This is a genomic window from Ensifer adhaerens, assembly GCF_020035535.1.
Lineage (GTDB): Bacteria > Pseudomonadota > Alphaproteobacteria > Rhizobiales > Rhizobiaceae > Ensifer.
The window spans coordinates 399,061-411,456 of record NZ_CP083351.1; the positions used below are offsets into that span (position 1 = coordinate 399,061).

13 protein-coding genes are annotated in these 12,396 nt (G+C 59.9%); 5 read left to right on the forward strand and 8 right to left on the reverse strand.

What is annotated here, in order from left to right:
- Positions 1–258 precede the first annotated feature (258 nt).
- Genes LAC81_RS36555 through LAC81_RS36575 form a run of 5 tightly spaced genes read left to right on the forward strand, consistent with a single transcriptional unit; the run spans position 259 to position 5,101 of the window.
- Complete coding sequence (locus tag LAC81_RS36555) at positions 259–1,182, forward strand: amidohydrolase family protein (protein ID WP_223730471.1); 924 nt, start codon at positions 259–261, stop codon at positions 1,180–1,182.
- Positions 1,183–1,200: 18 nt separating this feature from the next.
- Positions 1,201–2,145: an amidohydrolase family protein gene (locus LAC81_RS36560; protein WP_223730472.1), complete on the forward strand. Its 945-nt coding sequence runs from the start codon at positions 1,201–1,203 to the stop codon at positions 2,143–2,145.
- Between the two features lie 60 nt (positions 2,146–2,205).
- Positions 2,206–3,579 (forward strand): UbiD family decarboxylase, encoded by a 1,374-nt coding sequence (locus tag LAC81_RS36565; protein WP_223730473.1) that lies wholly within the window; start codon positions 2,206–2,208, stop codon positions 3,577–3,579.
- A gap of 3 nt (positions 3,580–3,582) precedes the next feature.
- On the forward strand, positions 3,583–4,164 hold the full coding sequence (locus LAC81_RS36570; protein ID WP_223730474.1) for a UbiX family flavin prenyltransferase: 582 nt from the start codon (positions 3,583–3,585) through the stop codon (positions 4,162–4,164).
- A gap of 1 nt (position 4,165) precedes the next feature.
- The gene (locus LAC81_RS36575) at positions 4,166–5,101 is read left to right on the forward strand and encodes an XdhC family protein (protein WP_223730475.1); all 936 of its coding nucleotides are present in this window, start codon (positions 4,166–4,168) and stop codon (positions 5,099–5,101) included.
- Positions 5,102–5,161: 60 nt separating this feature from the next.
- Here the strand turns inward: LAC81_RS36575 and LAC81_RS36580 are convergent, their stop codons facing one another.
- From LAC81_RS36580 to LAC81_RS36615, 8 genes are all read right to left on the reverse strand, one after another.
- A complete protein-coding gene (locus LAC81_RS36580; protein ID WP_223730476.1) occupies positions 5,162–5,650 on the reverse strand; it encodes a GNAT family N-acetyltransferase in 489 nt (162 codons plus the stop codon).
- 39 nt (positions 5,651–5,689) lie between these two features.
- Positions 5,690–6,121 (reverse strand): gamma-glutamyltransferase, encoded by a 432-nt coding sequence (locus LAC81_RS36585; RefSeq protein WP_223730477.1) that lies wholly within the window; start codon positions 6,119–6,121, stop codon positions 5,690–5,692.
- A gap of 189 nt (positions 6,122–6,310) precedes the next feature.
- Complete coding sequence (locus tag LAC81_RS36590; protein WP_223730478.1) at positions 6,311–7,096, reverse strand: L,D-transpeptidase; 786 nt, start codon at positions 7,094–7,096, stop codon at positions 6,311–6,313.
- Between the two features lie 171 nt (positions 7,097–7,267).
- Positions 7,268–7,588 carry an ATPase inhibitor subunit zeta gene (locus LAC81_RS36595; RefSeq protein ID WP_223730479.1) on the reverse strand — a complete coding sequence of 107 codons (321 nt, stop codon included), beginning with the start codon at positions 7,586–7,588 and terminating at the stop codon, positions 7,268–7,270.
- Between the two features lie 331 nt (positions 7,589–7,919).
- A complete protein-coding gene (locus tag LAC81_RS36600) occupies positions 7,920–9,185 on the reverse strand; it encodes an alpha/beta hydrolase (RefSeq protein ID WP_223731052.1) in 1,266 nt (421 codons plus the stop codon).
- Between the two features lie 88 nt (positions 9,186–9,273).
- Positions 9,274–9,486 carry a hypothetical protein gene (locus tag LAC81_RS36605; RefSeq protein WP_223730480.1) on the reverse strand — a complete coding sequence of 71 codons (213 nt, stop codon included), beginning with the start codon at positions 9,484–9,486 and terminating at the stop codon, positions 9,274–9,276.
- Positions 9,483–10,271, reverse strand: a complete 789-nt coding sequence (locus LAC81_RS36610) for a DUF2092 domain-containing protein (RefSeq protein ID WP_223730481.1) — start codon at positions 10,269–10,271, stop codon at positions 9,483–9,485. Before LAC81_RS36610 ends, LAC81_RS36605 begins: the two co-directional genes overlap by 4 nt.
- Positions 10,272–10,412: 141 nt before the next feature.
- A complete protein-coding gene (locus tag LAC81_RS36615; protein ID WP_419195915.1) occupies positions 10,413–12,224 on the reverse strand; it encodes an adenylate cyclase in 1,812 nt (603 codons plus the stop codon).
- Positions 12,225–12,396: the final 172 nt, after the last annotated feature.

Below are 12,396 nucleotides of genomic sequence, written 5' to 3' on the forward strand. Positions count from 1 at the left end.
GACGCTTCCGTCGAGGTTAGCTTGAAGCCGAGTAGAAGCACCGACAATTGCTCACCGTCTGTTGGAAGATGAGGCCGCGATGTCGATGCTGACTACGAAAGGAATGCCCGGTTGCGCCCGCCTTGGGGATTTGAGCGCCGGCCTTTCTTTTCCGTCATCGGCATTTCCTGAGATCGCGGATCCACGCCTGGCTTCGGCCGGCATGGCGTTCACCGCGCGGCCCCGCATCGACCGGACCCTCTACGACAGGAGAACCCCATGATAATTGACCTGAGCTGCTACCCCACCGACCTGGTGGATCTGGCTTGGCGCCACGACGGGCCGCCGTTCACCGGCGACAAACTGCTGAAAATGATGGACGGCCCGTACTATGTGAACGGCAAGCCGCGCCGCATTGACAAGGCTTTCATCCAGCCGCCGCAGGGCAACACGATCTATACCCACGAAGTCATGGACCTGGAGGGCAAGGCCGCCATCCGCCAGTACATGGCCTATACCGAAAAAATGGTGACTGAGCATCCGGACCGCTTCCTTGGCTGCTTCGTCTACAATCCGCGCTACGGCACGCAGAACGGTGCAGACGAGATCGAACGCTATGCCAAGGAGTTCGATTTCAAGATGGTGCAGCTGCAGGCAAACATGCACGCCTATCGTCCCGACCGCGCGCTCGACTGGCTGCGTCCGGCTCTAAAGAAATGCGCCGATCTCGGCCTGATGGTGAAAGTACACACCGGCGACGGGCCGTACTCGATCCCGACGGAGTTCTACCCGATCATCCGCGAGTTCCCCGAAGTAAACTTCATCCTGGCGCATTTCGGCGTGCAGACCGGCGGCGTCTACGTGTTCGAACCGATGCAGATGGCGCTCGATACGCCGAGCGTCTACGTGGAATCCGGCTGGTGCCTGCAGTCGCGCATCGTCGAATTCGCAAAGGTCCTGCCCAAGCACAAGATCCTCTTTGGCTCCGATACCCCGCCGAACGAGCCGGGCATGTGGATCAACCTTCTGGAAGTCCTCTGCCATGAGCCGCCCCAGGGCCTGAACCTCGATGAAGATACGCTGGAGGATTACCTCGGCAACAACGTCGCCCGCATGATCGGCCTTGAGGCAACCAAGCCCCCGGCCACGGTCGAGGAAGCCGAGGCGTATCTGCGCCAGCACGGCGTAGCGCTCGCCGCGTAAATTTGAACGGAGTGAACAATGATCATCGATACCCATCTTCACCCGACCAATCTCGTCGACGAGGCGTGGCGCCACACCGGCGAGCCCTTCACCGGCGAGCGCATGCTCAAACTGATGGACGGCCCCTACATGATCAACGGCAAGCCGCGCCGGATCGACATGGGCTTCATTCAGCCGCCGCCGGGCAACACCGGCTACCGCGACGGTAACCGCAAGGGCCGCGAGGGCATTCGCGACTACATGGCCTATTGCGCCGAGCTTTGCCAGAAGTACCCGGACCGCTTTATTGGCAACTTCAACTACAATCCGCGCTGGGGACCTGAAAACGGCGCGGCGGAGCTGGAATTCCACGTCAAGGAATACGGCTTCAAAATGCTGAAGCTGCACGCCAACATGCACGGCTATCGCCCCGACCGCGCGCTCGACTGGCTGCGTCCTGCGATGAAGAAATGCGCAGAACTCGGCGTTGTGGTTCTCATCCACACAGGCGACGGCCCTTACACCATCCCGACGATGTTCTACCCGATCATTCGTGAATTCCCGATGGTCAACTTCATCATCGGCCATTTCGGCATTCAGACGGGTGGCAACTACTCGTTCGAATCTTTCTGGATGGCGATGGATACGCCGAACGTCTACTGCGAGTCCGGCTGGTGCTTCCAGTCGCGCATTGTCGAGTTCGCCCAGCAACTGCCGAAGAACAAGATCGTGTTCGGTACGGACAGCCCGCCGAACGATCCTGGCATGTGGCTGCGCGAACTGGAAGTGCTGTGCAAGGATCCGCCGCAGGGCATCAACCTCTCCGAGGATGATCTGGAGGGCTATCTCGGCAACAACATCGCCAAGCTCGTCGGCATCGACCCGTCGCCGCCGCCGCGCGACCTCAGGGACGCACAAGCACGCCTTAAGGACTCCTACGCCGGCGTCGACCGCGCGACGGGCCGTCACCTGGAATTTGCTTGATTGAAGACGACGGCGCCCGTTCCGGGCGCCGTCACTCTCCAGATGCGCCGAGGCTGAGAAATGACCCAATACCACAAGCAAGACGTCCGACGCTTCCTGACGGACTACAGGCAGGAGCACCCCGAAGACGTGATCACCATCGACCGTGCGGTGTCGGATGATCAGGACGCGACGGCGTTGATCTGGAACCTGGCCGACAAGGGACAGCATCCGATGCTGCATCTTAAGAGTGTTAGCGGCATCGGTTCTGAAGTTCTTTGCAACATCTTCGCCTCGCGCGAGCGGATCGCCCGCCTTCTCGGCTCGACGGCCGAAAATCTGCACGAGGTCTACCAGGCGCGCTCCAATCGGCCGTTCACGCCGAAACTTCTGGAATCGGGCCCGATAAGCGAGGAGATCATCTCCGGCGATGCCGTCGACCTGCACGATCTGCCGATGCTCAAGCATTTCGACACGGATCGTGCGAAATACATCACCAGCGGCATCATCATCGGCGAGCATCCGCAAACCGGTGCCGGCAATCTCAGCTATCACCGCGCGATGATCCATTCGAAAAACTCGCTCGCAACCTCGCTTCACTCGCGCGGCCATCTCTGGCGGTTGATGAACATGGCCAAGGAGAAGGGAAAACCGATGCCCGTCGCCATGGTCATCGGTGGCCATCCGCTCTTCATGATCGCGGCCTCCGCCCGTCTTGCCTTCGGTGAAGACGAGCGTGATGTCGCCGGTGGCTTGATGGGAGAACCGCTTGAGGTCGTGCGCACGCCAAAATTTGGCATCCGCGTCCCCGCTCATGCCGAAATCGTGCTGGAAGGCGTGCTGGATCCCGAGGCGCATGTGGAGGAGGGGCCTTTCGGCGAGTTCACCGGTTATTCCTCCGATCGTTCGACCAACAATCTCTTCACCGTCGAAACCGTAATGCGCCGGCGCGATGCCATCCTCGTTAGCGTGGCTGGCGGTAACTCGGCGGAACACCTCAATCTCGGTCGCGTGCCGCGCGAGGCGGAGGTGGTGGAAAAACTGAAGGCGCGTTTTCCCTCGATCACCGCCGTGCACTACCCCTCGTCGGGCACGCATTTCCACGCCTATATCGCCATGAACCAGACCCGCGAGGGAGAAGCGCGGCAGGTGATGCTCGGCCTTCTTGGCTGGGACCAGTATCTGAAAACCGTCGTCGTGTTGGACGCGGATGTCGACATCACCCGTGACAGTGAAGTGCTCTGGGCGCTCGCAACCCATTTCCAGCCGCACAAGGACGTCGTCATCATCGAGGGCCTTCCGGGCAATGCGCTCGATCCCTCCGCCAGCGGCATTGGCACGACGTCGCGCATGGGTCTCGATGCGACCCGCGGGCCGAATTTTCACGGCGTGCGCGCCCGCATCAGCGACGAGGCTTCTGCTCGTGCCGCATCTCTGCTGAAAAGCGTGGGATAGGCCATGGCGCATCCAAGACGCATGATCGTCGGCATTTCGGGGGCATCCGGCGTTGTCTACGGAAAGCGCCTCCTCGAAGTGCTGCGCGACCTCGACATCGAGACACACCTGATCATGTCACGCGCTGCCTGCATAACGCTTGCGGCCGAGGCGGAGTTCTCGAAACAGGATCTCGAAGCTCTGGCGACAACCACACATTCCAACAAGGACATCGGCGCGGCCTGCTCGTCCGGCTCCTACAAGACGCTTGGCATGATCGTCGCTCCCTGTTCGGTAAAGACGCTTGCCGAGATTGCAACGGGCACAACGGACAATCTGCTATCGCGTGCCGCCGACGTCGTGCTCAAGGAGCGTCGCCGCCTCGTCCTCATGCTGCGCGAGACACCGCTCCATCTCGGCCACATTCGCAATATGGCGCAAGTGACCGAGATGGGCGGCATCATCTATCCGCCCGTGCCGGCTTTTTATGCAAAGCCACGAAGCATCGAGGACATGGTCGACCACACCGTCGGCCGCGTGCTCGATCTCTTCGAACTTGATGCGGGCGTCGTGCGACGGTGGCAGGGAACGAGAGGAGAGGAATGACATGGCAGGGAGCATCGCCACATATCCGGATAGTTTTGCGCCCGAACCCCGTGCCGCATTCTTGTCGGACGATGCCGCCGACATTCTCGCTTTCGCGGCCGAGTGTCTGGAAGGCGGCCACAAGGCTGCCCTTGTCACCCTTGTCGAAATCCGGGGTGGCGCAGCGCGGGCTCTTGGTGCGCAAATGGTCGTGCGCGAGGATGGTTTTTATTGCGGCTTCGTGTCTGGCGGCTGCACGGAAGCGGCCGTTGCGGCTGAGGCCATGACGGCAATCGGGAAGGACATGGATCGCAACCTTCGTCTCGGTGAAGGCTCTCCCTTCTTCGACATCGTTCTTCCGTGCGGCGGCGGGATTACGCTCACCATCCATGTCCTGCGCGATGCAACCGTCTTGCACCTCGCCTTGACGGCCCTTGATCGCCGCACGCCGATGCGCCTGCGCTATCATCCCGGCAAACGAACCCTTTCCGTCGCGCCTGGCGAGGGACCAAGCGGATGGGATGGCCCGTACTTTTTACGGGCGTATCGACCGAAACCGCGGCTGCTGATCGCCGGTACACCGTTGGAGGCCCAGGTGGTGTCGCGGCTGGCAGTTGCCTGCGGATACGAGGTTGTCGTTCTGGCGCGCAGTGAGCAGCCCTCAGCGGATCAGTTGGACGCCGACACTGCCGTCGCGCTGCTCTTTCATGATATCGATCGGGAACTGCCGGTGCTGAACGCCGCGCTCGCCTCGAAAGCATTTTACGTCGGCGCCCTCGGCAGCCGCAGGACCCACGCGAAGCGTTGCGAGGCTCTTCGCCGTTGCGGCTATGGCGACGACGACATTGCGCGCATCAGAGCGCCGATCGGGATCTTCGACAAGGCAAGAGACGCGTCCTCTCTCGCCGTCTCCGTCGTTGCCGACATTGCGCACGCACGGGTCGGCTACACAGCTTGAGGCTGTGGCTGCCACGACCGGTTCCAGCCCTACGCAGCAGGTTACCGGGGCGTTGCTGGATCAAACATTCCCGCCCAACGCCATCTCAACCATTGTCGGACGAAAGCCTGCCGTTAAAAACAGTCGCTGGGCTGCCTCGTTTCTGTGGGCCGTCGACAGTACGAGCAGGTCAGCACCTCGCCTTTGCAGCTCTGCGATCACCGCGTCCACCAGCATGCGACCGACGCCTTGGTTGCGATGTTCGGGATCCACAAAGAGATCGTGGATGACCCCCGCCGGCCCTCGAAGCGCCATATAGTCATATCCCTCGAGAGAGGCATAGGCATATCCGACGATTGCTTCGGCCTGTTCGGCTGCGAGGACCACGACATCGGACGCTTCCAGCTGACTTTGCAGCCATCGAGCATAGGAAGCCTTCGTATCGGCCCGCGTTGCGATGAAGCGCTCGGGGTCCCATTGGTGATGGAGCGCCGTTAGCTGCGTGCCGAACGTGCCGAGGACTGGCATGTCTCCCTTCCGGGCGGCTCTGATCGTGATTGATGTCGACATTTTGCTGCATGATCCATCTGGTGTTCGAACAGCATGAACCTATACGCCGATCGGTTCGTCTGCCCAACTGACACGGTGGCCCATGGAGGGCAGACGGTCAAAGGTGGCCTGCGAATGGGTCGTTTCCAGTTGCAGGTTGTCGCCGAATGCGAATCGGCGCGGAGCGGCGTTCGCCGCCTGGACATCCCGGCCTCGGTCAAACATCTCGGAAAGGATATAGGCATGGCCGCCGACAGCCTGGAACTGTCCGCCCATCACGCCGAACGACATGACGGTCTTCCCCTGCTCGAGGAGCAGTGCGGAATTTGCTGGTCGATGGTTCGTTTTGGCGGGGAAGTGCGATGACCGTCGGTCGATCAGGTGATGAGCTACGCCAAGGGCCGCATGCCCGGCAGCGGCGTGGAATGGTTTGATGTCGGCTGCGCCAATTGCGCCCACTATGCCGGCGACCTGCTGCGCTGTTTGCTGCATTCGCAGCACTGGCGAGTTTTCGAGGGAGACTCGAGTTATCCGGCCAGGCCCATATCGGCCCGATTCCACCTGGTCTCTGCCGATCAGCGGTCGAAGAAGAGCAACCGGGTGCGCTAGGATCGAGCGGCTGACTTTTTGCCAAGGACCGTCGTGGTTCTTCGGGTCCCTGCTCACTCGGCGCAGCACCTATTACGCAACCACAATGGGGACTTTGGTCGGCGACGCCTTGACCCGGTTGTACAGATCGATAACGTCCTGGTTGATCATGCGTACGCAACCGGAAGAGGCCTGTGTGCCAATGGTCCACCATTCCGGTGAGCCGTGCACGCGATAGCCGGTATCGCGGCCGTCCTTGTATATATAGTGCGCGCGGGCGCCGAGCGGGTTGTCGAGGCCACCCGGCTGGCCACCCGTCCATTTCACCAGCTCCGGCTTGCGCGCGATCATTTCTTTGGGCGGCGTCCAGGTCGGCCATTGTTTTGTATACTGGATCTCCGCGCGGCCGTTCCATTCGAAGCCGGCCTTGCCAATGCCGACACCGTAGCGGACCGCTTCGCCGCCTTCCTGCACCCAATAGAGATGCCGCTCATTGAGCCGCACCACGATCGTGCCCGGCGCTTCACCAGTCGGATCGCGAACGATCTGACGACGGAATTCCGGCTTAACCTTTTGGAACGGGATTGCCGGGATGACGAAGCCATTGTCGGTCAGCGAGGCATACATCGTGCTGTTGTCGGTGATGTTACCGTCGACGCCGATTGGTGGGATTGCCCCGGTCGACATGTAGTCAACGCCCAAAGGCGACATGCGACCGGACGGTTCGAGCGATGGGAGTTCGAGCGCCTGCGAACAGCCGGAGGCACCAAGCAGGGTCATGACACCGAAGTTTGAAAGCAGGGTGCGGCGGGAAACGACGTAGCCGGCTTCCGAAATGGTCGCGCCGGAGGCGAGCTTCTGATCTTGCGGCTTACGCATGCACTTTTTACCCCAAACGACCTCGGCATCATGCCTCCGGATGGGCGCATTTTTACGATTCATGGTTAAAAAGGAGTGAAGCCGTAACCTGCCGCACGGGTGCTTGATCGCAGCCCGGGCCATTCCAGCAACGGGCTCTGGCCTCGATAGCGGCCTTCGCCTCGAGACACGCTACCGCGAGAGATTGCGGGCGATCTGCACGAGCGCGACATCGCTTGCATCCGCGCGCTGAGTTTGCTTTCCAGCTTCCAGCCAAGACAGGTTCATTACGTCTAGAATCTGCTCGTCGGACTGAACGACGCCGGCAACTTCGAAATCTTTCCGAATAATGGCAAGAAGATCATTGCGTTCGAAGTCAAGCGCCCTCATCGCAAGCTCGTTCGAATAGGCGATCGCGCTCTCACCGGTAAGAGCCAGTTTGTCCGCGGCCCAAATGCCAACCAGTTTGTTGCGCCGAGCCATTCTCATCACGTCTGTACCCAGGCCAGCCATCGAGGTGCTCCCAAGCTTGTTTGATAATATCCTACCTCAATTTTTCTCGTCTCTAAACGTATTCCGCTTCGTCGAGCAAAAGCAGAAAACAGCCGAGGCTGTCACATATGCGCTGCGCGGATATTGTCAGTGCACGCCCGATACCGTCAGCATCGTCTTCGACGACGTCAGAGATGATAGTTGAGCATTCTCTGACAGGCTTCGTCACTACGCAGCAACCCAAGAACGCTCGAGACTTCTTGCCCGGCAAGCTTTCGCTTGTCGGACAACAGAAGTGGATTGCGCAATGGCCCGAGCGCCGAGCAATCGGTATCCTCGCATTGAGCACTCCTCAGTCTTCGTGCGAGCGACACGTGGGAGCGCGTTCTAGGCTTTGATTTGAAACACAGTCCTTGGCGGCGTTCGCCGGTTTGCTGCCCGACGACCCCGCTAACCCGTTTAAATGGTGAACGTAGTTTTCGCGTGTCGCTTGATCGACAACGGCGACCGGTGCAGCGAGGACCAGGCCCGCAGCATTGCCTGCTGCTGCCGCAACCCCGGCCGTTCCAGCGATAAGGTGATCTCCAAGGCCCATCTTGCTGTCCGTCAGGGTTTGGCCGTCAGAAATCCGGGCGCCGATCAGTTGGACCACCTGCGGCGATTCCGCGAACTTGCCATGGTGCATGCTGTCTCCGGCCTTCACCTTGGTCAGATCAATGACGGTGATATCGTGGTTCGCCAACTCTTGGCGATAAGGGGCTTGCTCCGGATCGATCGATCCCAGCCGGGGGATGTCACCCCAGACCCTGCGCGAAAAAGCGAGCGCCCGGTCGTCCTGTGACACGAAGAGGGTGAACCGCGGGTGCTGGTCGCCCATGTCCTCGATCTGCGAGCGAAACACATCGACGTCGACGTCGGGGGCTGCAAGCATCACGTTTTTGAACTTTGGCGGTAGCCGTCCGTTACGGATGGCCATCTGCCGGAGCGCTTCCAGCGTCAGCCAGTTTCCCATCGAATGAGCCAGGATCGAGACGTCTTTCACCTCCTTGTCCGCAGCCAAATACTGGAACAACGATTCCAGCGCATTGCGGGTATAGTTGGTGCTTTCACGGTCATAGCCATAGGCCAACAGGCTGCCCCGCGATGGCCAGGTTACCAGAACGGGCGTGCTTTTGACGCCGGAATCATGGACGATCTGGGCAAAACGATAGACGGAGTCTTCAAAGCGATTGTTGAATCCGTGGATGAACACGAGCACGCTCCGGTCGGGACTTTTCCTGACGGAAGTACTCAGCCAGGCCTTAGCCTCGTCCTTCGTCAGTTCATCCGCCTTCAAGGTTGCAAAGTCTGTCGCCGGGTTGGCGGGCAGCTTCTTTGGCCATGCCACGTCACCCACCTTCCGTAGAGGGGGGATGGATACGGTGATGTCCGCAAACGTTGGTGCACGTGCCCTCTCGCCCGAGAACATTTCTCCGGGCACTTTTGAGCGGTCACGCGTCGTCGTGATCAACATCTCCACCCTGCTTGCATCGGCTGACGTCTCGGCGACGGGCGTCAAAACACCCTTCGGGTGGCCGCCGCATCCGGAAACCGTGATGAGCGTCAAGCAAAGGATCATCCGGCGCAGGCGACTTGAGAATGGAGCGACGCGTGCATCGCTGGTTTCAGATTTGATCAAAACGCTTCCGCTTCCTGAAATCTTGGCTCTAGCAATAATAGACGCCGACGGCACAGCGTCTCACGGTTCGCCGAGCTACGCCCGCGACGCTGACCGGCGTCAAGGGACGACCGACACGAGCCTCGGCGTGCTTGGCAAAGCCGTAGAGCCCAAGGATTGGTGCTTGCTCAGCGACATCGATCGCGGGAAGCAACAGCGCGGCAATAACCAGAACGGTCTTCAGTCTCCCGGGCACGGTCATTTGTTGCCTCCAATGGACAGGTGATCTGGTAGTTCGTCGACGTCGGCAAGATCCTTCAGCTCCACCATCTTCGCGTCGGTCTTGTTGACGTAACTATAGTCTTCCGCCACGACATCGACGCCTGTCTTCCAGTCCGAAATCTGGATACTGTATTGCGGACCTTGCTCGATCTGACTGGCGGTAATCACGTAGCGGCAGGGATAAGGCGTTTCTCCCTGCGCAATCCAAATCTGCCAGTCGACGTCTTTCGCCCGGAAAGCGAGATGATCGCATTCGACACCCCCGATCACGCCGCTGCCGAGGTCCTTTACGTTGGTTACGCCCTCCATCAGCTTGTCATAGGCATCGGGCAGGAGCAGGTCCCCGCCGGGCACCGGTTTGCCGAGCTTATCCCGCATCGCATCGACCAGATGCTCGAGTGTGCCGGGGAGTTCCACCTGGGTGTAGCGGTTTATATCCTTTCCGACCAACGTCACCGTCTTGCCGTCGAAAACCATTTCAACATTGGCGAAGCCGCCAAGTCGCGTGGCGCGCAATTTGTCCGGTCGCCCTAGTTCGATCTTGCCGGAACTCGCCAAAAGCAATTTCTGATGGTCACTGGTGACGAATTCCAGGTTTGAATCGTAGGCGAACGAAATCGCCTTTTGCGAAGCGAGATAGTCTGACATCGCCTTGAGGAGGCCCTTTGCCTCGACTTCTGCCGCCATGGCTCCTTGTTGCGCAATCACCCCTAATAGTAAGGCGAGTGCAGCGGTTGGGGCGGTTTTCTTACTCCAGCGGATCATCGGCCTTTGCCTCTCGGTGCCTGGCATGCATCAGTCGCCGGCCGGCGGCTAATATCGGCAAACTGTAGACACAGCCGAGAATGAACGCCCGTAACGTCTGGTAGGTTCTGCGCGACGAGACTGTAGGATCTGTCTTCCAGCCTAGGGGCGTTTTGCTGCAGCGGCGGCCAACATCTGCGCCGCGACGTCCTCTTCGCTCGGCACAGGAAGCCCCGCCTTGCGGAGCGATGCGATCATCCGCAGATTGTCCATCGGCTGGATGTTGCGTTTCCTGTGCTCCTCAATGATGTTCGGGATGTAGTCTGGACGCATCTTCATGAAGATCTCTCCCTCGCGCCTTGCGTCATCCAACAATCCAGCGTCGGCGTAGATGGCGGTTGCGACCAGGTGAAACATCGGGAACTGTTGCAGGTTCGTCTTGCGGATGAGGCGCACCGCTTTATCAGTATCGTTCAGCATATAGGCCGCGAGCGCTCGTGCTCCGTGATAGAAGCTTGCGCCACCGGGATTAAGCGCAAGTGCTCTATCCAGAAGATCCGCGCCACGCTGCCACTCGCCACAGATTGCGAGCCGCGTCCCGAACTCACCCAATAGCTCCGTGTCGTTCGGGTTTAATGCCAACGCTTCCTCGCCAACCTGAAGCGCTTCTGCGAGTTGTTGGTTGAAAAACAATGCGATCATCAAGGATTGAAGCGCCCGGGTGTTACCCGGTTCCAGTTCAATCGCCCGTCGGGCCGAGCGCAAAGCGCGCTCAAGCGGCGTCGGTTGACTGCTTCTGGGGTTGAAGCGAAAGCGATCCTCATCAAGGTACAAGATGGAAGACATTGCCCACCCGGTCGCATAACCAGGGTAGCGTGCAATGACGCTTTCCAGACACTCTCTGGCGTCCAGATGGGTCTCTGGGGTCAATTCTGAACGATACGCATAGAAACGAAGTGTGCAGTCGTAGACCCCAAGGTCGTCAGGGGGAGGGTTTGCTGTCGCAGCCTGCGCGATAGCGCCGTAAGGCTGAGCTATCGCGGACGCCACCTTGCTCGCGACGTCGGATTGGATGACGAACAGTTCCCGGCTCGTCAGGTCATCATCATAGGTCTGCGACCAGATAATTGCTCCGTCGGATGTGTCCAGCAAGCGCGCCGTCACCCGGACCTTGGAACCCGCGACCCTGACGCCGCCTGCAAGCAGATAGCGGGCACCGAGCCCGCCGCGAACCTCGGAAGCCTCAACCTGTGGCGAGAGAGATTTTGACGTCTCGCGGCCGAAAACCTTGATCTCCTTGAACCGCGGCAGGGCGGTGAGCAGTTCCTCGGTCAGCCCTGCTGTGTACAGTTGGGCCTTGGGGCCGTCGCCAAGATTGGCAAAGGGTGCGATCACCAGCTTCGGCTCGTCTGGTAACCTTGCAGCTCCGGCACGTTTGGCGGCCTCAACGACACGCTCGCTCCCCCAGTATGTGAGCGCGGCAAGACCGATGACGCCAACAAGCCCAATCATCAGCCACCCGCGACGCTGCCAAGATTGACCGACCTTCTTGCTTCCCGTGTCGACCGCGGTAGAAATTGCAGGTGATATCGGACAGTTCCAGGCGAATGAAGGCGCATAACGTCCCTTTGGGATATCTATCCTGACGCGATCGTCCTGTCCGGCCACGAGATAGTAACGCTCGAGCGCACGTCTCAGCCGCCCGGCCTCGATGCGGACGACCGGATCGTCCTGGGTAAAGTCTTCGCCCCGCTTGAATACCTCGACCGCGATGGTGTAGCCCTTTAGCCGCTGCCCTCGTCCCGCAAGCGACTCCTCGACGACGAAGCTCAGAAAGGCCGGGCCGCGACCTCCCTTTGGAAACTCCGCACTCGAAATGATGCGCGCAAGTTGGTCACGAACATCTGCGGCGGTTGGTACAGATCCTGGCGATTCCCCCATGCCGGCTGATCCGTGTGCCACAATTGTGTCCATCAATCGCTCCTACGACGCACACAGCTGCGACAATCACAGATTTAGTTTGCGTCCCTTGATGTAACCTACGCTGCCAAGTTCCGCTCGTCCAGAAACCAGATCGGACCACAACAGAGATTTGGTGTTGCATTCAATGGCATCGTGATCGCTGCGGGGGGATGGCGCTGAAGCA